Below are 21,679 nucleotides of genomic sequence, written 5' to 3'. Positions count from 1 at the left end.
TTAATTATTCTTAACCGTTTGAATAAATATATCATTAGCACTTGGAATTACCTCTACAAAATGAGATACTTGTCCTTTTGTGGTAAGGTAATTTAGCAAATCGTTAGCGGTTTCTTTTTCAGTTAGTTTTATATTTAATTTTAAATCGTTTCCTAAAGTTTTAAAACTTGCTGGTGTTACACTAAATTTTTGCTGTAATTCTTGTTCTAAGCTTAACTCTTTTGGATTTATACCAATTTCGAAGGTATTGGTTTTGTATTGGCGTTTTACATCCATTAAATTACCATCCAAAATTTTATTTGACTTGTTTAATAAAGCTATATGATCACACAATTCTTCTACAGATTCCATACGATGAGTAGAAAAAATCACTGTTGCACCTTCGTCTCTTAATCTTAAAATTTCGTCTTTAATTAAGTTTGCATTTATAGGGTCAAATCCAGAAAAAGGTTCGTCAAAAATTAGTAACTTAGGTTGGTGCAATACCGTAACTACAAATTGTATTTTTTGAGCCATTCCTTTAGATAACTCTTGGATTTTTTTATTCCACCAATCACCTATTTCTAGTCTATCAAACCATATTTTAAGACGCTTTTTAGCTTCGGCTTTGTCCATACCTTTTAGTTGAGCTAGGTAAAGTGCTTGCTCACCAACTTTCATTGATTTATACAAACCACGTTCTTCTGGTAAATATCCAATATCTTTTATGTGGTGATTTTTTAAAGTTTCTCCATCTAATAACACATGACCAGTATCGGGCATTGTTATTTGATTAACTATTCTTATTAAGGTGGTTTTACCTGCACCGTTTGGTCCCAATAGTCCAAAAATGCTACCTTTTGGAACAGCAATAGACACATTGTTTAATGCGGTAAAATCTCCAAATTTTTTAGAAACCGAATGGACTTCTAATAAGTTGCTCATACTTTAGTTTGATTGATTAGTTAGTGTATCTAGTCTTTGTAAATATAGAAAATGTTAAAAAAGTAACCGTGTAGATTATGGCTTTTTTAACTTTAAGAATTTAATTTTTGCACAAAAAACAAAACCCATCCTTCACAAAAGTCAAGGATGGGAAAAAATTGCTATGAAAAAGAAAAATTACCGTTGGATAAATCCAACGATAAATCAAATATAGTATTTTTATTTAAAACAGTTGTTAAATGATAAAAATAGTTAAACAAAAAGTCCGCTTTTAACGGACTTTTATGCATTTACTCTATTTGTTTGTTATGAAAACATGTCTTTTACTTTCTCAAAAAAGGATTTATCACCTGTATCTGGTTTTGGTGTAAAATGCTCGTCATCTTTCATATTTTCGAAAAATTCTTTTTGAGTTTTATTTAAAGTTTTTGGTGTCCAAACATTAACATGCACTAATAAATCACCTTTTCCGTAACCATTTATACTAGGTATTCCTTTTCCGCGTAAGCGTAAAATTTTACCTGATTGTACACCTGCTTCTATTTTAATTCTAACTTTTCCTGTAACTGTATCTATTTCTTTAGATGCTCCTAAAATGGCGTCTGGTAAACTTACGTACAAATCGTAATGTAAGTTATCGCCTTCTCTTTGTAGGTTTTCGTGTGGCAATTCTTCTATCGCAACTAATAAATCACCAGAAATACCATTACCTGGCGCTTCGTTACCTTTTCCAGACACTTTAAGTTGCATTCCATCTACAACTCCAGCTGGAATATTTACAGGTATAGTTTCTTCTTTTATAATTAACCCTTGAGCATCTGCGTCTTTAGGTTTTTTATCGATAATTTGTCCTGCTCCGCCACATGTATTACATGGTGCAGATGTTTGCATGCGTCCTAAAATGGTGTTTGTTACTCGTGTAACTTGTCCAGAACCATTACATGTTGTACAGGTTTTATAGGTTGTTCCAGATGCTTGAACTTTACGTTTTACTTTTATCTTTTTTTCTACGCCATTTGCAATTTCTTCTAAAGATAATTTTAATCTAACTCGTAAATTACTTCCTTTTACACGACGTTGTCCGCCACTAAAACCGCCACCAAAGCCAGAAAATCCTCCGCCTCCAAAAGCGCCACCAAAGATATCTCCAAATTGGCTAAATATGTCGTCCATATTCATACCGCCGCCACCAAATCCGCCAGCGCCTTCAAACGCTTGGTGACCAAATTGATCATAACGCGCTTTCTTATTCTCGTCACTTAAGACTTCGTAAGCTTCTGCAGCTTCTTTAAATTTAGCTTCTGCTTTTGGATTATCAGGGTTTTTATCTGGATGGTATTTAATAGCTTGCTTACGGTAAGCCTTTTTTATTTCGGCTTGCGATGCTGATTTTTCAATACCTAATATTTCGTAATAGTCTCTTTTTGCCATGTTATTTTGCTTTAAGCTTTGCTTTTAGCTATAGTATAAATTATTGTCCAATTACTACCTTAGGGAAACGTATAACGGTTTCGCCTAATTTGTAACCTTTTTCTATAACATCTACAATTTTACCTTTTAAATCTTCTGTTGGAGCTGGTATTTGTGTTACCGCTTCGTGATGATCTGCATCAAATTTATCGCCTTTTTCTACTTCAATTTTTGTTAATCCTTTTTGTTGAAGTGTTTGTAGCAATTTATTGTAAATTAATAGAACACCTTTACGTAATTCTTCTGCCTCTTTGTCTTCTTCGATATGTAATAAGGCACGTTCAAAATCGTCTAATACTGGTAACATTGCTACCATTACATCTTTACTTGCTGTTTGAAATAACTCTATACGCTCTCTAGATGTACGTTTTTTATAATTTTCAAATTCTGCAAATAAGCGTAAAAACTTATCTTTTTCTTGCTGTAATTCTTCTTTTAGCTTGTCTTCTACAGATATTTCTTCTGTGTTATTATCTGCATCATTTACAGCATTTGTTGTATTAGAAGCTGTTTTAACGTCTTCTTCTATATGGTTTTCTTCTTTATTTTTTTTACTCATTGTCGTACTTTTTTAAATACTTTTTATATGATGGCAAAAGTACTGCCAATAAGTTTAAAATGTCAAAATGTCATTATAATTTTTTAACATTAATTTAATTATCTTCCATGGAATATTTTTCTATATTTGTACAACTAAATTCAAAAAACAAGATATATTATGAAAAAATTAGTATTTAACTTATTTACAGTTGCAGCATTAGGACTTGCTGTTGTTGCTTGTAAAAACGAAAAGAAAGCTGAAACTACAGACGCTAAAGAAGTACAAGAAGTAGCTGCATCTGCAAAATATAAAGCTATTCCAGAAAACTCTATGATTATGTGGAAAGCTAATAAAATTGTTGGTGGACACGAAGGTACAATTAACGTATCTAATGGTGTTGCTAATCTTGAAGGTGATAAATTAGTTGGTGGATCTTTTATTTTTGACATCAATACAATTAATCCTACAGATATTCCTAAAGAAGAAGAAAGTCACGCTAAGTTAACTAGCCACTTAAAAAATGCCGATTTCTTTGATGTTGAAAATCACGATACTGCTGTATTTGAAATCACTAGCGTTGAAGGTAACAACGTAAGCGGAAACTTAACTTTAAAAGGTATTAAGAAAAACGTAACTTTTCCTGCTCAAGTAACTGTTAATGGTGATGAGTTAACTATTTCTAGTGAAACTTTTACAATTGATAGAACAGAATGGGGAATTGAATATAACTCTGGAAAAGTAATGGATCCTGCAAAATTAGGTGATTACTTAATTAAAGATGATGTTGAGTTAAAAGTTATGGTAAAAGCTAAAAAAGCATAGGTTTTAGTTGAAACTATTTTTATAAGTGAAAGAGCCACAACATCATGTTGTGGCTTTTTTTTTTAGCTATAATTAAAAAAAGAAGTTTAAAGATTTAAAAACATCTAAAACAGGCTACATTACTATCACAGTTAAGCAGCACAATGGAATACGATTTAAGACTTTAGGTAAAAATGTATTAAAACACGATTCTTAATTATTTTAATTCGGCTTCTAATGCTCTTTGTAGTTTGTAATATTTAAATTGAAATCCAGTATCTTCAATTTTTTTAGAACTTACGCGTTGACTTTCTATTAGTAGAATATGCATTTCACCTAAAATAATATTTAGCATAAATTTAGGTATGTTAGGTAAAAAATAAGGCACTTTTAAAGTAGTTGCAATTGCTTTGCTTAACGTATTATTAGATTCTGGATTAGGTGCAACACCATTATATACACCTTCTAATTCTTCTTCTAAAGCATGTAAAAATATCGAAGCCAAATCGTCTATATGAATCCAAGATTGCCACTGTTTTCCAGAACCTAAAGCTGCTCCAGCACCAAACTTAAATGGTTTTATCATTTGTGGTAAAGCACCACCTTTTTTAGATAACACTAAACCTATTCTAATTTTTACTACACTAATTCCTAATGTTTTAAAAGCATCTATAGCGTGTTCCCATTTTTGAACAACTTGACCTAAAAAGGAAGCGCTTACTTGCTTATCTTCTTCTGTATAATAATTGGTTAAAGAACTAGGATAAAAACCTATTGCACTAGCTGAAATTATTTGAGAAATATGATGATCTATATTTTGTAACGTATTAAATAATAATTGTGCAGATTGTGTACGGCTTAAAATTATTTCTTTTTTATAAGTATCTGTCCACCGTTTTGATATAGATGCACCAACTAAATTAATGATGATATCTACATTTTTAAAACAAGCTTCGTCAATTTCATTTTTAGATGGATTCCATAAAAACCCTTGAAAATTTGGCTTGTTGCTTAGTTTATTTTTACTAGTAGTTAGGTAATTAACAGCAATGTTTTTTTCGTGACATTTTTTAACTATCTCTTTTCCTATCAATCCAGTTGCTCCTGTTATTAATACACGCATTTCTTTTTCATTTTATGTAAAAATACGCATTAATAATGTGCTTAAAATAACCTTTAAGTTTGATTTAACAGATTTTACAAAAGCGATTACTTTACAGCTCTTAACATATGCCTTTTACTTGGCGGACCAGGACAACGTTGTACAGTAAACCCAACACTTTGCATAGCTCGTCTTGCTGCGCCTTGAGCACAGTAGGTTACTAAAACGCCTTTATTATTTAAAGCTTTATAAAGAATTTTAAAAATTGGTGCTGTCCATAATTCTGGTTGCGATCCAGGACCAAACGCATCGTAGTATATGATGTCAAAATAATTTTGGTCTTTTAAATTGAAAATATCTTGTTGACGCTTTTCTAGCGTAAAATGTTCTGAAATTTTTACCACCTTTTCCCATTCTACCTCGTGCATTTTATTAAAAGTAGATTGCAAGTCTTCTCTTTTAAAGGCTTTAGGAAAGTTTAGCTGCGATGTGATTTCTAAAGAAATTGGATATTGCTCTACACCAACGTAGTCAATATTTAGCGCTAATGTTTCTGAAGAAATTAGTGTGTTAAACGCATTTAATCCACTACCAAAACCTACTTCTAAAATACGACATCTATTATCTTGTAAGTTAGGTTGCTGAAACTTTAAACCTGCATCTATAAAAACATGGTTAGATTCTTCTATCGCTCCAAAAATAGAGTGATAATGTGTATTAAATTTAGGATGAACTAAGGTGTTTGATCCGTCTTTGGTGACTTCAATTTTAGGATTAAAAGCCATGATAATTATTTAATTATCAGCTTTTTTATACGTGGTATTGGACCTGTACATTCGGTAGTGTGACACGATATACAAATACCAACTGCATTATTAAATCGTGTTTCTAGAGGCACTTTAGAATTTGCATTAAAAATTTCTTTTTCGGCTTCTATGTAAAGATTAGAGAAGCTTTTAAACGTTACATTTCGGCTTTTAAAATCTGATAATTGCGCGTTATGAATGTTTAAAAACTTCTCCGGAAATTCTGTAGGTATTTTACCTTCTATTATATCTTGTTTAAGCTGCTGGTTATAAGCGTACATTTCGTTCATTAGATTTGCCATTTCAGAAGGCGTGTACATATCGTATACTTTTTCAGCTTTTTCAGTAGTTTCAACTTGCTCTTTTTTATCCTTACAAGCAAAAAAAACTAAGAGTATTAAAAGGTAAAATAACTGTTTCATTTTTTATTTTTCTACTAACAAAACACCATCTGCGACTAAAGAATACGTGCGTTCTGGATCTGTGATCGCTTCAATTTCTTCTTTAGATTTACCAGCGTCTTCTGCATAATGACGTAATTCTTCAACAGGCATTTCTTTTACAAAAGCTTTACCGTTTACTATTACTTCTTCACCAGAAATGTTTTTTGGCATGAAAAATCCATAATCTTTAAAAGTAACTCTTACTTCGTTTCCATCGCCTAAATCTGCAGTCATCCAACAACCTTTAGCTTGGCAAACTTCGTTAACTTTAAGTTTTACTTTAGTATCTATCGTATCACCTACTTTTAAATCTTTATAGTGCGTTAACATAGAGTTAGCAGCAATAGCATCGTCTGCCATAATTTCTTTTCCAAAAGACTTGTATTTTACCTCAACAACTTCTTTTTCAACAACTTGTTCTTCTACATTGTTTTTGGTTTCTTCTTTACAAGCGTAAAATGCTGCAGCTACAGCAATGATTAATAGGTATTTTTTCATTATTATATTGTTTTAATTAAATCTTCCTCAAATATAGTATTTTAAGGTGAATTTAGGATTTATTATCCTTATTTCTGTATTTTTGTAGATACAAACCAAGCCAATTTATGGGAACAATAAATAAAAACGAAATTCAAATTTTCAAAACCGAAAATTCTAAAATAGATCAAATAGATTTTAATAATCTAGCATTTGGACAAGTATTTTCTGATCATATGTTAACCTGCGATTTTAAAGATGGTATTTGGCAAAAACCTATTATTGAGCCTTACGGACCAATTAGTTTGATGCCTTCTTCTAAGATTTTTCATTATGGTCAATCTATTTTTGAAGGAATGAAAGCCTACAAAGATAAAAATGGTGATGTGTTTTTATTTAGACCAATGGAAAACGTAAAACGTTTAAATAAATCTGCAAAACGTCTTGCTATTCCAGAACTTCCTGAAGATTATTTTATGGAAGGTTTAAAGGTACTTCTTGAAGTTGAAAAAGATTGGATTCCAGAACAAGAAGGTAGCTCTTTATACATAAGACCTTTTGTTTTTGCAACTGGTGAAGGTTTTCATGCATCGCCTGCAAATCAATATAAATTTATTATTGCCTTAGCGCCTTCAGGTGCTTATTTTGCTGGAAAAGTTAGAGTTTTAATTGAAGAAAACTACTCGCGTTCTGCAAATGGTGGCGTTGGTTTTGCAAAAGCTGGTGGTAATTACGCAGGTCAATTTTATCCTACGCAACTAGCAAAAGATAAAGGTTACCAACAAGTGATTTGGACAGACGATACGTCTCATGAATACATTGAAGAAGCTGGCGCAATGAATGTTTTTGTAAGAATAAAAGATACCTTATTAACGTCTCCAACTAGTGATCGTATTTTGGATGGTGTGACTAGAAAAAGTGTTTTAAAAATTGCTGAAGACGAAGGTATTAAAACAGAAGTTAGAAAAGTAAAAGTTAGCGAAATTGTTGAAGCTGCTAAAAAAGGTGAGCTTAAAGAAATGTTTGGTGCTGGTACAGCTGCTGTAATTTCTCCTATTTCTGGATTTGGATTTAGAGATGAAGATTTTGAATTACCAGAATTAGAAAACTCTTTTGCTATGCGTATTAAAAAGCGTATTGTAGATATACAAACTAACAAAGCTGAAGATCCTTTTGGATGGAGAGTACAGGTTTAAGTGCGAAGTGCGAAGTGCGAAGTAAGCAACATATATCATAAAAAAAGCAACTATTTTGGTTGCTTTTTTTATGACTTCTATCTTCTGTCTTCAAACTTCAAGCTTCAAGCTTCTAACTTTTCTCCAAAATCTCTTTAATGTTCGGCTTAAAATAGTTTGGTCCTTTTAACACTTTTCCGTCTTCGCGGTAAATTGGCTCGCCATCTTCACCTAATTTACTCATGTTACTGCGTTGTATTTCTTCAAAAACTTCTTCTATTTTATGCTGTAAACCATGTTCTATAATGGTTCCACATAAAATGTAAAGCATATCACCTAAAGCATCTGCAACTTCTACTAAATCATCATTGTTTGCTGCCTCAAGGTATTCTTCGTTTTCTTCACGCATTAACTTATAACGTAACAGGTTTTTATCTGTTCCTAAGTCAGCTTTTGGTGTTTCTCTATATCCTATTTTAAAAGCTGTATGAAAGGCTTTTACTGCATCTATTTTATCTTGCATAATACTTTATATTCTTTTTGTTTGGAGGTATTGGTTTTAGTAATTTTGCTTAAAAATAAATTATGTTTAGTAAAGGGCAAATCATTTTTGGAGTTTTATTCGCTATCGCTTTTATAATTGTAATGGTATTTATGTATCGTAAAGATTTAAAACTTCATAAATTACATTATCGTGGTGTACTTTGGATACTTCTTGCATTTATTGGATTTATAGGTCTAATTGCCTCTATCAAATTTATTTTTATGTAGATTTTTTTTTTATGATTATCATAAAAAAAATTAAGATAAACTTCACATTATATAAGCAATCACTTTCTATTTTGCCGTCCTTATTTTAAAAATAATGACTGTAAATTCTCCCATTAAAAAAAGAATTCCCTCTATAGACACTTTAAGAGGTTTTGTAATCTTATTAATGCTTGTAGATCACGTTAGAGAACGCTTTTTTTTGCACATGCAAGTAAGTGATCCTTTAATAATAGAAACTACATCTTCTGGTTTGTTTTTCACAAGATTATCGGCGCATTTATGTGCTCCAATTTTTGTATTTCTTACAGGACTTTCAGCTTGGCTTTATGCAAATCCGCATAACAAACCTAAACGTTCTCCAAGTGGTTTTTTATTTAAACGTGGTTTATTTTTTAATCTTGCTAGAATTAACCTTAGTTAACTTTTCATGGTTTGGTAATTACAATAACCTATATCTACAAGTTATTTGGGCAATTGGATTAAGTATGATTTGTTTATCTGTTTTAGTAAAACTACCAATTCGATTAATTTTAGTCATAGGTTTATTAATTATATTTGGGCACAACTTATTAACTCCGATAAGTTTTGAAAATACAGATGCAGGTTACATTCCTTGGACCATTTTACACGATAGAGGCTACTTATTTACTTCAGATTGGTTTAAAATAAAAATATCTTATCCTGTTTTACCATGGATTGGTGTTATTGCTTTAGGTTACAGTTTAGGTAGTTTATATAGTAGTAAAACATCAAGTAAAATAAGATTAAAATCTTTAACCTTTTTAGGCGCAAGTTGTTTACTACTACTTATAATTTTAAGAGGATTTAATATTTATGGTGAAACACTACCTTGGATAAACTACAGCAACACAATAGACAATTTAAAATCATTTTTAAACTATACAAAATATCCGCCATCTTTAGACTTTTTGCTATTTGGATTAGGGATTGGTTTTTTACTACTTATCATTTTTGAAAAGTTTGAAAATAAATTAACTAATGCAATAAAAGTTTTAGGCTCTGCTCCTATGTTTTTTTATATCCTTCATCTTTATGTGTTATTATTAATTTATACTGTTTTTATTAATCTATTTGGAGCAAATAAAGGCGATTATTTTGGATTTGATCACTTATATCAAATATGGATATTTAGTATATTATTAAGTATAGCACTTTATTTTCCAACGAAAATTTTTGCGCGATACAAAAGAAAAAGCAAATCAAAACTGATTAAATATTTTTAAATAAAAAAGGCGCTTACAATGTAAGCGTCTTTTTTATTTAAACTGTCTAGCCTTAATTTTTAGTTTGTAAAAAATTGTAATTAGTACTGTAATCTAGCATTTGAGCTTCAAAAGTATCTGGTTGTGTTACTTTAATGGATGTGATTTCTCCTGAGTCATTTGTTTCTGGTACTAAAACAGGATTTACAAATCCGCTGTAAGGAGCAGATTTAAATTGTTTGTTACGTTCTAAAACTTCGGCATGAATAGCTTGATCTACTTTTACACCGTAATCTTCTACTAAAGCTTCTACAGCTGCATAATCGCCTTCTGATTTTATACGTTGTGTCTCGCGTAATAACTGACCGAATAATTCGTGTAGTTTTTCATAATCATTAATATTGAAATAAGTTTTACCATCACGAGTTACTTTTTCTATCACGTTATCTGCTTTTCCTTTTTCGAAAACCCAAGCACTTACCCATTGTCTGTTACGCATATGCGCTTCTTCTACATCATCTCCTAAATTTAAACGAATTAATTGAGTCATTAATCCATTACGTATGTAACCATCGTAAGCTGCTTTTCCTACAGATTTCCAATCGTCTACTAAGCCTAATTCTTCTAATTTTGGGTTGTATAAATAGTAAAGTCCTACTAAATCTGCACGACCTTCTTCTAAAGTAGACGCATAATTTTTAAGCGTTTCTTTAGTCTCACCAACTCCAGGATTTAATTGTCCTGATGCATGACCAATTACTTCGTGTAACGCTGTATGCAACTTATCTGCTAATTGTCCATATTTTTCTTCTAGTTGAAGTTCTTCTTCATCATGAACAAACTCTTTTAATCGTCCTGTGCTACCAGCATTGTTATAAGCTTCAATTATGTTTCCTAAAGATACAGACTTACTTCCTACTGCTGCTCTAATCCAGTTTGCATTTGGTAAGTTTACACCAATTGGTGTACTTGGTGAAGCATCACCAGCTTCTCCAGCAACATTAACGACTTTGTAAGTTACACCAACGACGTTTTTCTTTTTATGCTCGTCCATTAAAGGTGAATTATCTTCAAACCATTGCGCATTTTCAGATAACACTGCCATTTTTTTAGACATATCAAAATCTTTGATTTGTACGATAGTTTCGTAACTTCCTCTGTATCCTAACGGATCATTATACACTTCAATAAAACTATTTATGTAGTCTATATCGCCATCTGTAGCAGCAGTCCAAGCAACGTTGTAGTCGTCCCAAGTTTGTAAATCTCCTGTTTTGTAATATTCGATTAACAATCCTAAGGCGTTACCTTGGGCTTCATTTTCAGCAACACTTTTTGCTTTTTCTAGCCATTTAATAATTTCGTCAATTGCGCTTCCGTATAATCCACCAGATTTATACACGCGTTCTTTTAATTGACCGTTTTCTTTGACTAATTGCGAGTTTAATCCAAAAGATAATGGCTTTTCTGGATTAGGAGATTTTTTTTGTTTGTAGAAAGAAATCACATCTTCATTAGTCACATTTGGACCATAAAAATTAACTGCAGAAAGCGCTACATTATCTACGCCTTTTGCTTGATTAACTTTTTTAAGGTCTTGATCATTAAAAATAACATCAAACGCTTCGCCTTCTAAAGTTGTTTCTGTATCTGCTAATAATTGCTTTAAATACTCTGAAGAAAACTCAGGTTTAAGCTTATCGTTTGAATAGTGATGATGAATACCATTACTAAACCATACACGCTTTAAATAGGTAGTAAATGCTTGCCAATCTGCTGTAGTTTTATCGCCTTCATACGTTTTATAAACATTTTCTAAAGCTGCTCTAATAGCTAAATTGTGTCTGTAGTTTTGATCCCACATAATATCACGACCTGCTAATCCAGCTTGTGTTAAATAATAGGCTAATTGTTGTTGTTTAAGACTTAAATTATCCCAACTAGGGATTTTGTAACGTAAGATTTTTATATCAGCAAAAGTATCTACGTTATAATCAAAAGTAGATTCTTTTTTTACTGAAGTGTCTTCGGTTGTTTGTGCTTTTTTGTCTTCTCCACAAGAAAATAAAAGTGAAGTTAATAATGCAGCACTAAATATTGTTTTTAGTTTCATTGAATAAAATTTTTAAAAGTGCTTAAAGATATAAATATTTAACCTATTAAATTTGATTATATTTGAATTACTAACCACAAATTTTATAGATAATGAAATTCTTAAAATATATATTTTTCGTCTTACTAATAGCTATCATTGCAGTATCTATTTATGTAGCTGTCCAACCTAGTAATTTTGAAGTTTCAAGAACCAGAATAATCAATGCACCTTCTGGAGTTGTGTATAATAATGTAGCCGATTTAAAGCTTTGGGAAAACTGGTCTCCTTGGAAAGAACAAGATCCAGCAATGAAAATTATGTACAACGATCAAACCAAAGGTGTTGGCGCAAGCTACAGCTGGACAGGAAAAGATGGAAATGGCAACATGAAAATTGTTAATACAAATCCACCAAAATCTATAGAGCACCAATTACAATTTGAAGATTATGATCCTTCTAAAATTAATTGGACTTTTACACCAACTAACGACGGAAAAACCGAAGTAAAATGGCAAATGAATAGCGAAAACATACCATTTATGTTCAAAGCATTTGGTTTAATGTCTGGCGGATTTGATAAAATGATTGGTCCAGATTTTGAACGCGGATTAGAAAAATTAGATAGCGTTACAACAACACAAATTAGACAATATAATATTGAAATTAATGGTGTTACAGAACATAGTGGCGGTTATTATTTATACAATACAACGTCTTGTAAGATTAGTGATTTTCAAAAAAAAATGGCAGAAATGCTACCTAAAGTTGGTCAGTTTGTAGCTAAAAATAATATAACAGTTTCTGGATCTGCATTTGTAATTTATCACAAATGGGATGAAGAAAATAATACTGTTATGTTTTCTTGTGCAATGCCAACACCAAATAAAGTAGTCACAACAACAAGCGACATTTTAACTGGTCAATTAGAACCTTTTAAGGCTGTAAAAACGACACTAAAAGGCGATTACAGCAACCTAAAAGAAGCTTGGGATAAAGGCATGAAGTATATAGAACAGTACAATCTTGTATTTGATGAAGATGGTGTTGCTATTGAAAGCTACGTTACCGATCCATCAAATGAGCCTAACCCTGCAAAATGGATTACAGAAATCTATATGCCTGTAGAATAGCATGAAACAACTAATATTAGTTTTTATTGGTGGTGGCTTTGGTAGTGTACTACGTTTTATTATTGGTAAATGGCTAAACAGCAATCAATCCGGAATACCTTATGGTACATTTTTAGCTAATATTTTAGGTTCGCTTTTAATTGGATTTATTTTAGGATATGCGCTTAAAAATAATAGCCTAAACCAGAATCAAACCTTATTACTAGCAACTGGTTTTTGTGGCGGTTTCACTACCTTTTCTACCTTTGCTTATGAAAACCATTTGTTTTTAAAAAGTGGCGACTTTACCAGCTTTGCTATCTATACTATCGCCAGTTTTATTTTAGGATTTTTAGCGGTGTTTTTAGGTATCTGGCTAGCTAAATAAATTATTTTTTAAACACTTTAACACCAGCTTTTACAGCAACATCAAGATAATTTTCTCTTGGAACAATTGGGCAAGAAAATTTTTCGTTATAAGCGCAATATGGGTTGTATGCTTTATTAAAATCTATTTCTATAGTATTACCTTCTGGTATTCTTAAATCTATATAACGACCGCCGCCATATGTTGTATCTCCGTTAGTATCATCCAAAAAAGGTAAGAATAAATAATCCTCAAAGCCTTCTTTTGTCATTAACTCTTTACCTTGATAGACATTAAGTGTATATGCTTTTCCTTTTAATTGAAAGTTTAAAACACCATAAACACGCTCGTCTGTAGTTTCATTTAAGGTCCTTTTCATTTTAAACCATTTAGAGTTTGGTGTGCGTTTTAATGTTGCTTTAGCAACAAAAGTACTATCAAATTGAAAAAAATCTAAACCTTTAAAATTTTGTCTATCTCTATCTTTTAAAGGCGATTTAGAAGCATCTTTAAACATGGCGTTTTGATCTTTTTGCCAATCAGTTGCTCCTAAAATTGGTTGTTTACCTTCTTTACAGTTAAAAATTATTAGTACAACACAGAAAATAGAAAAGAAGTTTTTCATTTTTAAAAAATTAAATTATTTAGTTTCAAAAATACGACTTATTAAAAATTTTACTTAGCTTTGATTTAAACTTTTAAGAAAAGAATGAAAAGAGTCAACACATATTGTAAGCAACAAACCACTTCTATCAAGGATTGCAATAGAAGAAGGACGCTTTATATGTTTTGATTATTTAAATATCAATACTATTAATATAAAAAGTCCGACTTAAATGTTGGACTTTTTTATTTTGGTTCATCAACAAGTTGGTCTTTTTCAAATCAATCAAAAAATAATGAAAAGATTACTAACACTTTATTTAAACACTTTTAAAGGGTTATCAAGAGAAGTTTGGTGGCTAGCTTTAATCACTTTAATTAATCGCGCAGGTACAATGGTTATTCCTTTTTTATCGTTGTATCTTACAGAAGATTTAAGTTTTTCTACATCTACCGTAGGATCTATTATGACTGCTTTTGGATTAGGATCTGTTGTTGGATCTTGGTTAGGCGGAAAAATAACTGATAAAATTGGCTACTATAAAATTATGGTATTTAGCCTATTTGTATCTGGATTATTATTTATTTACCTGCAATATTTAAAAACTGTAATAAGTCTATCTATTGGTATTTTTGTTTTAATGCTAGTTGCAGATATGTTTAGACCTGCTATGTTTGTGGCATTAAGCGCATACAGTAAACCCGAAAACAAAACAAGAAGCGTTACTTTAATTAGATTAGCTATAAACTTAGGTTTTTCAGCTGGTCCTGCAGTTGGCGGATTAATTATTGCTGGTTTAGGTTACAATGGATTATTTTGGGTAGATGGTATAACTTGTATTTTGGCTACTTTACTGTTAATTCAACTATTAAATCCTAAAAAATCTAAAGTTTTAGACGAAGTTAAAGTAGAAGAGCCTTACTCAGCATACAAAGACAAAGCTTTTATTATCTTCCTATTTGCCTTATTCTTATTTGGAGTTATGTTCTTGCAATATTTCTCTACCATGCCAATTTATTATAGAGACAGTCACTTTCTAACCGAACCTGAAATTGGTTTACTTTTAGGTGCTAATGGTTTTTTTATCTTTTTATTAGAAATGCCTCTTATAAAATGGTTGGAAACTACAAGATTTAAAAAAACTAGTCTTATTCTTTTTGGAGCATTTTTAACAAGTTTAAGTCTTTTAATTTTAAATTTTACAACGTGGACTGGCATACTAATTATTGGTATGTTTTTAATGACGGTTGGAGAAATGATTGCGTTTCCTTTTGCCAATGCATTTGCTTTACAACAGGCTAAAAAAGGCAATCAAGGAGAATATATGGCATTATACTCTATTGCGTTTTCTTTTGCTCACATTTTTGGTCACAAATTAGGCTTAGAAAGCGTAAGCAATTATGGATTTGATAACACTTGGTATATCTTTACATTTGTTGGTGTAGCTTGTATGTTTTTATTATTTATTTTAAAAATATTTATGAGCTCAACAAAAAACAAACCTGCTGTAATCAAACACTACTAAACAGAATTTTAAATGTTTGTTAATTGTAATTTGTTATTATAATACCGCATGTTTTATCATTAAATTTGTGTTACGATGAAAAACAAAAACCTAGATGTTATTATAATTGGCGCAGGACCAATTGGTATTGCCTGCGCTTTAGAGTGTAAGAAAAATAACTGGAATTATTTAGTAATAGAAAAAGGTGCGTTAACCAATTCGTTATTTAATTATCCTTTAAATATGACGTTTTTTTCAACTTCAGAAAAATTGGAAATAGATAACATTCCGTTTATTAGTAATAACCCAAAACCTACACGTAATGAGGCTTTAGAGTATTACCGACGTGTAACAACTTCTAATAATCTAAATATTAATTTATACGAAGAAGTTAAAACGATTACTAAAACTAATAAGTATTTTGAAATCTCTACGAACAAAAATAATTATAGCGCTAAACAAGTAATTATCGCAACTGGCTTTTATGATATTCCAAATTTGTTGAATATTCCTGGTGAAGAATTGCCAAAAGTATTTCATTATTACAAAGAGGCGCATCCGTTTACCTTACAAAATATAGCGATTGTTGGTGCAAGTAATTCGTCTGTAGATGCTGCTTTAGAAATTTACCGTAAAGGCGGAAACGTAACTATGATCGTTAGAGGTGAAACTATTGGCGAACGTGTTAAATATTGGGTAAGACCAGATATTTTAAACCGAATTGAAGAAGGTAGCATTAAAGCTTATTTTAATTCTGAAATCACGTCTATTGACACAGATTTTATTGAAATTAAAACACCAGAAGGCAACAAAAAACTACCTAATGATTATGTTGTTGCATTAACAGGTTACCAACCTAACTTTAAGTTTTTAGAACACGTTGGTATTAAATTTTCTGAAGACGAAAAACACATCCCAAATTACAATCCAGATACTATGGAATCTAATGTTGAAGGACTGTATCTTGCTGGTGTTATTTGTGGTGGTATGGAAACACACAAATGGTTTATCGAGAATTCTCGTATTCATGCAAAGCTAATTGCAGAAGATATTGCCTCTAAAAACTAAAGCTTTTTTATAGCATTGTTTTTTACCACATGAGATAAGATAATTTGCGTTTTACATTCCCCATAAACAATTAACTGATCTATAAAACTCTCTAAATGCTTTTGGTTTTTTAAGATTACTTCCATAACGATGTTTTCGTTACCTGTAATTCGATAGCAATTTACCACTTCATCAAACGTTTTTACCTTTTCTAAAAACGGTTTTAGTTTTCCCATAAAAGCTTGTAATGTAATTAATGCTTTTAACTGATAACCAACTTCAAAAGGTGATATTAATGTAATATGATTTTGGATAATTCCTAAATCTTCCATTTTCTTTATACGTTCAGAAACTGCTGGTGATGTAATACCGACTTGCCTACCAATTTCGGCATTAGACTGTCTTGCGTTTTGTTGTAAACACTTTAAAATCTTCCAGTTAAGTGTATCGATATTCATTTTAAAAGAATTAACAGAAAATAATTTAATTTTTAAAGTAAAAACATATTTTTACTTTAATTTCTAAAGACAAAAATACAAACTAGTCTTTAATTTTGAGTAAAAGAAAAATAAAAAAATGTCGGCTCAAGTACCTTCTCATCTTTCAGACTTACCTATTTACAAGCAAGCAATGCAAATATTTGTGTTGTCTAGAAGTATTTCGACCTATTTAAGTCAGGATCTTTCCTATTTATATGAAGATGGACAAGAAGATAAAAACATCTATTTTTCTGGAGATATTGTACAGCAATCTGTGTCTTTAGCACCAGAAATTATTAATGCCGAATTACACAGACATACAGATAAAAAGCACAAACATGCTGCTTCTGTAAGACGTTTAACTAACCGACTTTACAGAAATTGTAAACGTTTAGAAACCTGTAATAGCAATGGTAAAGACTTTCTTCCGTTGTTAAAAAAAGAACTTAGAGTATTTAGAAAGTTACAACGTAATTGGATGATGACGCTTTAATTGCAAATCTTACAATCGTCCTTGTCCTTTAATTCGCCAACCAAATAACCATCATTGTTCATTTCGTAACCACAACAATCCATAAAACCTCGTGCTATTTGCTTTCTGCCATGTTGTATTTGAGATTTTACGGTAGATAATGAAAGATTTAAACGCTTAGCGACTTCTTTTTGTTTTAAACCCATAATGTCTGACAAGAAAATAGGTTCTCTGTATTTTTTAGGAAGATTGACTAAAATGCCTCTTAAGCAATCTTTTTCTGTATGCTCATGGTTTTCTAAAGTGTCTGTTACTTCAAAATCATTTAGCTCTACCTTAATTTTTTTAGTTTTAAAGTAGTCCATAAGCGTATAGCGCGCGACAGAAAATAACCATGGTATTAGTTTATCATCATTCTTCAAGGTTTGTAATTTGGTATGTACTTTTATAAAAGTCTCTTGCAAAATATCATCTGCAACGCTTTCATCTTTAGTTTTACTTAAGATAAAGCGTTTTATATCCTGAGCATATGTATCCCAAACGTGCTTTGTAGTCATATTTTAATAAAAAAAATCAGCTTAAATTTTCAAAAAAACTTAAGCCGATTTTAGGTTTAACAATTACAATTTGTACATGTACAATTTTGACAAGTACAGTCTGCACATCTTCCGTTTTTACATGGTTCGCAATTACAATTACAAGATTTATCTGTTCTCATAAGTGAATAAATTTTTAAGGTTCACTTAATAGACGATAAAACTTTAAAAAAGATGCATAATTCTTAAGCTATTTTGGTAATTCAACTTTATTTATAGTGAATTTTAAGTCACTTATATCGCCTGAAGCCTCGTTAATTCTAGAATTGGTGTAATACAAATACCCATCGTAAATACTAAAAGTATCTGCCCATTTTACCTTATCGCCTTCAATTAATGTTTTAATAGTGCCGTTTGGTGTGATATAATCAATTTTATTGTGTTCTAAATCGGCATAATACAGATTACCCTTTTGATCAAAAATCATTCCGTCTGGTGCTGCAGTTTTGGCTTCAAATGTTACAGAAGCTTCAATTTTAGCTTTATCTTTTAAATTGAAACTACTCACAGGAATAGAGTATAAACTGTAACCTGTTAGTGCGTGGTAAAATAAGCGTTGCTTTTTTTGGTCAAACGCTATTCCGTCAGAATGTACTGTATTTTTCCAAATAGCGTTATCAAAAGTAAGCTCAGAGACTTCCGCTGTTGTACTTTTGTGGTTATCTAAAATTCGAATACTTTTTCCTGTGTTTAAATCTAAAGCGACTAATCCTGCGTGACCAGAATCTGTAAAATATAGTTTATTATTTACCTTGTCTACACGCAAATCGTTAATGTAAGAATCGCTATGATAACTATCTTTATCTAACTTGTAAGTTTGCTCTAAAGTATTAGTGTTTAAGTTGAACACAAACACTCTTGGCGCATCTACAACACCAGAAAATTTAGGATTTCTCGTATCTAAAATATATAATTTATCCTCAAAAGCAACTACAGATTGTACACCTAAAAATTGATCGTCTTTTGGCTGATCGTCTGGTTGCCATAAATTCCAAGTATCATTTGGGTACGACTTAGATGAACCATCTTCAAACACCTCGACTACCGAATATTTAACCGTATCACGCCATCTAGGAAAGTTAGCAAACACACGTCCGTTTTCTGTAACTGTTACACCTGTAACTTGCTGACCTTTAAAACTGGCAACTTCAACAACCTCTTGCTTATTTTCAGAAATTGATTCTGTAGTTTCAATAGCTTCTTTGTCTTTTTGTGTATCATTTTTACAAGCAAAAAAAGATGCTACAGATAACAATAATATAATTATCTTTTTCATTTTAAACTATTTTATTTGTCTTCATTTGCATAAGCACCAGAAGAATAGGTTAACTCATAACTGTGTGTATAAATCTCGAAAACAATCCCAAAAGGATCTTCTACATAACACATTTTATAAGGCTTATCGTTTGGATAATATTCTCTAATTGGCATACGTTGTTTTCCGCCAGCAGCAACAATTTTTTCAATTAAACCTTCAATATCAGGATCTTGTACACAAAAATGAAACAAACCTGTATTGAATGGATTAAATTCTGGTGCTTCTTTTTTTCCGTGAGGAAAACTAAATAGCTCTACACCTATACCGTCAGACGTTGCCAAATGTGCAATTTCAAAGGTTTCCCAGTCGTCACCAAACACATCTATACACATTTGCCCTATAGCGGTATCGGTTTCTTTTTTTACTAAAGATGGTGGCATAATGGTGTACCAACCCATTACTTCTGAATAAAATTTTGCAGCTTTATTAATATCTGGTACTGTAATACCAATGTGCGAAAATCGTTTTGGATATGTTGTCATAACTTTGTTTTATAATTATAATATTTTGCAAAGCTACTTGGTAATAAAAAGAAAGTATGTTATAGGTATTATAAAATTTGAGATTTCACCTTCACCATTCTAGCATTAAACATAAAGCTATCTTGATAAGCAGCTATTTTTGAATTGAAGTTTTCTGAGAAGATTACAAATTGCGCTTTTGGCGTACTTTCGGTTAAACGTAAAATGTAATTATGGTTATTATCTCTATTTATAAAATCTGCATCATGGACGATAAACAATTTTAATTCGCCTGTATGCACACTATTTAAGTGGTATAATTTGCTTAATTGCTTTGGTGTTGCTATTAAAATATCTACACCATAATAAATATCTTCACGTTGTGTTTCTAAGTTTTTTGCAGCATAAGCGCAATAAATTCTTAAGTCTGTATTAGCAGTAAAAGCTTCAAATTTTTCTTTTAACTGTAACGCTTCTTGCTTGTCCTTAACTAAAATTAATGCTCTTGGCGAATCTTCAAACGCTTCAGCTTTTAATTTTTGAATCACAGAAATAATCAAAGCTGTTGTTTTACCGCAACCTTTTGGTCCAATCCCATAGACATCTGCACCACTTTTTATAATGGGTAATATTTTTTTCTGAAACTCATTAGGTGTTTCTATGCCTAATTTTTCTAAAGATTCTTTTAATAAGGGATGATATTTTTTAAAAGACATGTAATTTAGTTTACAATTAAATTTTAGTTTGAATTATAAAAATACTCTAGCATCTAAATTTAATAGCTCGGATCTTATAATTTTTATTTTTTTAATTTCTGAATGTTTGGGATTAATAATCACATTATTTTCTAAAGGAAGAATTGCCGAAGGTACTTTAAGTCCCAAACTAGCACCTTCATCTGCCCAATTAGTACCATAATTTTGAGTACTATGATGTGGCGGATTTACTCTTAAATATTCTGAAATTTCAGTGAAATTTTCTTCGTCATTGATTAATTTATCTGGTACATCTATCTCTATAAAATAAAGATCAGTTGGCGCTAAATCTTGATTAAAATGAACTAAAACTTCTAAAACACATAAAGATAAAGACGTCGAAAAATAAAGCATATTTGTGCCTCTTTTATTCCATCGTCCACCAAATAACCTAGCGCCTTCACCACTTAAATCTTTGATGTAATTTTTTTTGGCTATTCTAAATAATCTCATGATTTTAAGAATATACACCGTGTTCTATACGTCCAAGAATATCCAAAACCATTTTAGTACCAAAACTAGTATCTAAATAATTTAATGGTTTTTGAAAATTTAGATATCTAATATCTTGATGTAACCACTTTGTAAATACTTCTAAAGAATTAAATACTTCTATACCTTTAGTAATAACTTCTGCAATTTCTAGGATTTGCTCTGTACTATAAACATTAAGTAAATCATCAGATTTTTTACGCTGTATTGTACGATGTGAAATATGAATTAAATCACTCATTTTCTCCATAGAAATACCCAATAAACCACTTAATGTTACTATTACAGACTTAGGTAATCCTTTACGGCTAATATCTATAAGATCTAATTCATTATTAATTGGTTGTCCTAAATTTAAACTTCCTCCTAAAACACTAACCATTTTATCATACTTAGAGTTTAAATTATAAAACTGTTCTGGCTCATTAGCCAAACTATGTATTGTATTTTCTGTTTTATACGCTTTCATAACAACGACATTTGTCACAAATATAACTATTTTTGTCGTGCTTTAATAATTTTTATCCCTTTTTAACTTAATTATTAAACTAGAGGAATAAAAAAAGACAATCTTTATTACAAGATTGTCTTTTCTATTAGCTAGTATTTTTTCACTAAAGTAAACGATATTTACAATTCTAAAAAAT

At 30.9% G+C, this 21,679-nt stretch carries 27 protein-coding genes; 10 read left to right on the top strand and 17 right to left on the bottom strand.

Annotated features, from left to right (window positions below; all coding sequences use genetic code 11):
• The 3 genes from IFB02_RS09420 to IFB02_RS09410 form a co-directional block, all read right to left on the bottom strand.
• Window positions 1–924: an ABC transporter ATP-binding protein gene (locus IFB02_RS09420; RefSeq protein ID WP_106687129.1), complete on the bottom strand. Its 924-nt coding sequence runs from the start codon at window positions 922–924 to the stop codon at window positions 1–3.
• Window positions 925–1,230: 306 nt separating this feature from the next.
• On the bottom strand, window positions 1,231–2,355 hold the full coding sequence (dnaJ, locus tag IFB02_RS09415; RefSeq protein WP_106687128.1) for a molecular chaperone DnaJ: 1,125 nt from the start codon (window positions 2,353–2,355) through the stop codon (window positions 1,231–1,233).
• A gap of 40 nt (window positions 2,356–2,395) precedes the next feature.
• A complete protein-coding gene (locus IFB02_RS09410) occupies window positions 2,396–2,953 on the bottom strand; it encodes a nucleotide exchange factor GrpE (protein ID WP_106687127.1) in 558 nt (185 codons plus the stop codon).
• 159 nt (window positions 2,954–3,112) lie between these two features.
• Between IFB02_RS09410 and IFB02_RS09405 the strand changes: the two genes are divergently transcribed.
• Window positions 3,113–3,757 (top strand): YceI family protein, encoded by a 645-nt coding sequence (locus tag IFB02_RS09405; protein WP_106687126.1) that lies wholly within the window; start codon window positions 3,113–3,115, stop codon window positions 3,755–3,757.
• 196 nt (window positions 3,758–3,953) lie between these two features.
• Here IFB02_RS09405 and IFB02_RS09400 read toward each other — a convergent pair whose 3' ends face one another.
• The 4 genes from IFB02_RS09400 to IFB02_RS09385 all read right to left on the bottom strand — a co-directional run bounded on the left by IFB02_RS09400 (window position 3,954) and on the right by IFB02_RS09385 (window position 6,585).
• On the bottom strand, window positions 3,954–4,859 hold the full coding sequence (locus IFB02_RS09400) for a TIGR01777 family oxidoreductase (RefSeq protein ID WP_106687125.1): 906 nt from the start codon (window positions 4,857–4,859) through the stop codon (window positions 3,954–3,956).
• An 86-nt stretch (window positions 4,860–4,945) separates the two neighbouring features.
• Complete coding sequence (gene mnmD, locus IFB02_RS09395; RefSeq protein ID WP_106687124.1) at window positions 4,946–5,623, bottom strand: tRNA (5-methylaminomethyl-2-thiouridine)(34)-methyltransferase MnmD; 678 nt, start codon at window positions 5,621–5,623, stop codon at window positions 4,946–4,948.
• A 5-nt stretch (window positions 5,624–5,628) separates the two neighbouring features.
• Complete coding sequence (locus tag IFB02_RS09390) at window positions 5,629–6,066, bottom strand: hypothetical protein (RefSeq protein WP_106687123.1); 438 nt, start codon at window positions 6,064–6,066, stop codon at window positions 5,629–5,631.
• A gap of 3 nt (window positions 6,067–6,069) precedes the next feature.
• Entirely contained in the window at window positions 6,070–6,585 is a 516-nt protein-coding gene (locus IFB02_RS09385; protein ID WP_106687122.1) for a DUF4920 domain-containing protein, read from the bottom strand.
• 107 nt (window positions 6,586–6,692) lie between these two features.
• Here IFB02_RS09385 and IFB02_RS09380 point away from each other — a divergent pair, with 107 nt between their 5' ends.
• Window positions 6,693–7,760 carry a branched-chain amino acid aminotransferase gene (locus tag IFB02_RS09380; protein WP_106687121.1) on the top strand — a complete coding sequence of 356 codons (1,068 nt, stop codon included), beginning with the start codon at window positions 6,693–6,695 and terminating at the stop codon, window positions 7,758–7,760.
• Between the two features lie 112 nt (window positions 7,761–7,872).
• Here IFB02_RS09380 and IFB02_RS09375 read toward each other — a convergent pair whose 3' ends face one another.
• Complete coding sequence (locus tag IFB02_RS09375) at window positions 7,873–8,262, bottom strand: pyrophosphohydrolase domain-containing protein (protein ID WP_106687120.1); 390 nt, start codon at window positions 8,260–8,262, stop codon at window positions 7,873–7,875.
• 62 nt (window positions 8,263–8,324) lie between these two features.
• On the opposite strand from IFB02_RS09375, the gene IFB02_RS09370 reads away from it, so the two are divergent.
• From IFB02_RS09370 to IFB02_RS09365, 3 genes are all read left to right on the top strand, one after another.
• Window positions 8,325–8,510: a hypothetical protein gene (locus tag IFB02_RS09370; protein WP_106687119.1), complete on the top strand. Its 186-nt coding sequence runs from the start codon at window positions 8,325–8,327 to the stop codon at window positions 8,508–8,510.
• 94 nt (window positions 8,511–8,604) lie between these two features.
• Entirely contained in the window at window positions 8,605–8,931 is a 327-nt protein-coding gene (locus IFB02_RS13985) for a DUF1624 domain-containing protein (protein ID WP_262891935.1), read from the top strand.
• Window positions 8,909–9,754, top strand: a complete 846-nt coding sequence (locus tag IFB02_RS09365) for a DUF1624 domain-containing protein (RefSeq protein WP_262891934.1) — start codon at window positions 8,909–8,911, stop codon at window positions 9,752–9,754. Before IFB02_RS13985 ends, IFB02_RS09365 begins: the two co-directional genes overlap by 23 nt.
• 52 nt (window positions 9,755–9,806) lie before the next feature.
• On the opposite strand, the gene IFB02_RS09360 is transcribed toward IFB02_RS09365, so the two are convergent.
• A complete protein-coding gene (locus IFB02_RS09360) occupies window positions 9,807–11,846 on the bottom strand; it encodes a dipeptidyl-peptidase 3 family protein (RefSeq protein ID WP_106687117.1) in 2,040 nt (679 codons plus the stop codon).
• A 92-nt stretch (window positions 11,847–11,938) separates the two neighbouring features.
• On the opposite strand from IFB02_RS09360, the gene IFB02_RS09355 reads away from it, so the two are divergent.
• Window positions 11,939–12,958: an SRPBCC family protein gene (locus IFB02_RS09355; protein ID WP_106687116.1), complete on the top strand. Its 1,020-nt coding sequence runs from the start codon at window positions 11,939–11,941 to the stop codon at window positions 12,956–12,958.
• Between the two features lies 1 nt (window position 12,959).
• Window positions 12,960–13,325: a fluoride efflux transporter CrcB gene (gene crcB / locus IFB02_RS09350; protein ID WP_106687115.1), complete on the top strand. Its 366-nt coding sequence runs from the start codon at window positions 12,960–12,962 to the stop codon at window positions 13,323–13,325.
• Between the two features lies 1 nt (window position 13,326).
• Here the strand turns inward: crcB and IFB02_RS09345 are convergent, their stop codons facing one another.
• Window positions 13,327–13,929 carry a DUF1684 domain-containing protein gene (locus IFB02_RS09345; RefSeq protein ID WP_106687114.1) on the bottom strand — a complete coding sequence of 201 codons (603 nt, stop codon included), beginning with the start codon at window positions 13,927–13,929 and terminating at the stop codon, window positions 13,327–13,329.
• A gap of 274 nt (window positions 13,930–14,203) precedes the next feature.
• Between IFB02_RS09345 and IFB02_RS09340 the strand changes: the two genes are divergently transcribed.
• Together IFB02_RS09340 and IFB02_RS09335 are read left to right on the top strand one after the other, a co-directional pair.
• Window positions 14,204–15,433, top strand: coding sequence for an MDR family MFS transporter (locus IFB02_RS09340; protein WP_191072686.1), 1,230 nt, complete (start codon window positions 14,204–14,206; stop codon window positions 15,431–15,433).
• Window positions 15,434–15,508: 75 nt separating this feature from the next.
• The gene (locus IFB02_RS09335; RefSeq protein ID WP_191072685.1) at window positions 15,509–16,480 is read left to right on the top strand and encodes a YpdA family putative bacillithiol disulfide reductase; all 972 of its coding nucleotides are present in this window, start codon (window positions 15,509–15,511) and stop codon (window positions 16,478–16,480) included.
• Here the strand turns inward: IFB02_RS09335 and IFB02_RS09330 are convergent.
• On the bottom strand, window positions 16,477–16,917 hold the full coding sequence (locus tag IFB02_RS09330; RefSeq protein ID WP_106687111.1) for an Lrp/AsnC family transcriptional regulator: 441 nt from the start codon (window positions 16,915–16,917) through the stop codon (window positions 16,477–16,479). The genes IFB02_RS09335 and IFB02_RS09330 overlap by 4 nt on opposite strands.
• Before the next feature lie 118 nt (window positions 16,918–17,035).
• Here IFB02_RS09330 and IFB02_RS09325 point away from each other — a divergent pair, with 118 nt between their 5' ends.
• Complete coding sequence (locus IFB02_RS09325; RefSeq protein ID WP_106687110.1) at window positions 17,036–17,431, top strand: hypothetical protein; 396 nt, start codon at window positions 17,036–17,038, stop codon at window positions 17,429–17,431.
• Here IFB02_RS09325 and IFB02_RS09320 read toward each other — a convergent pair.
• The 6 genes from IFB02_RS09320 to parS form a co-directional block, all read right to left on the bottom strand.
• On the bottom strand, window positions 17,428–17,967 hold the full coding sequence (locus tag IFB02_RS09320; RefSeq protein ID WP_106687109.1) for a sigma-70 family RNA polymerase sigma factor: 540 nt from the start codon (window positions 17,965–17,967) through the stop codon (window positions 17,428–17,430). The genes IFB02_RS09325 and IFB02_RS09320 overlap by 4 nt on opposite strands.
• A 229-nt stretch (window positions 17,968–18,196) precedes the next feature.
• On the bottom strand, window positions 18,197–19,282 hold the full coding sequence (locus tag IFB02_RS09315) for an SMP-30/gluconolactonase/LRE family protein (protein ID WP_106687108.1): 1,086 nt from the start codon (window positions 19,280–19,282) through the stop codon (window positions 18,197–18,199).
• 11 nt (window positions 19,283–19,293) lie between these two features.
• Window positions 19,294–19,806, bottom strand: a complete 513-nt coding sequence (locus tag IFB02_RS09310) for a lactoylglutathione lyase family protein (protein WP_027880746.1) — start codon at window positions 19,804–19,806, stop codon at window positions 19,294–19,296.
• Between the two features lie 68 nt (window positions 19,807–19,874).
• Window positions 19,875–20,501 carry a DEAD/DEAH box helicase gene (locus IFB02_RS09305; RefSeq protein ID WP_191072684.1) on the bottom strand — a complete coding sequence of 209 codons (627 nt, stop codon included), beginning with the start codon at window positions 20,499–20,501 and terminating at the stop codon, window positions 19,875–19,877.
• A 33-nt stretch (window positions 20,502–20,534) separates the two neighbouring features.
• Window positions 20,535–20,993: an RES family NAD+ phosphorylase gene (locus IFB02_RS09300; RefSeq protein ID WP_191072683.1), complete on the bottom strand. Its 459-nt coding sequence runs from the start codon at window positions 20,991–20,993 to the stop codon at window positions 20,535–20,537.
• Window positions 20,994–20,997: 4 nt separating this feature from the next.
• Window positions 20,998–21,501: a type II RES/Xre toxin-antitoxin system antitoxin gene (gene parS, locus IFB02_RS09295; RefSeq protein WP_106687105.1), complete on the bottom strand. Its 504-nt coding sequence runs from the start codon at window positions 21,499–21,501 to the stop codon at window positions 20,998–21,000.
• Window positions 21,502–21,679: the final 178 nt, after the last annotated feature.

It is taken from the genome of Mesoflavibacter profundi (assembly GCF_014764305.1).
GTDB classification, from domain to species: Bacteria; Bacteroidota; Bacteroidia; order Flavobacteriales; family Flavobacteriaceae; genus Mesoflavibacter; species Mesoflavibacter profundi.
The sequence above is the reverse complement of the archived record's forward strand: the minus strand, read 5'-3'. Positions and strand labels throughout refer to the sequence as shown.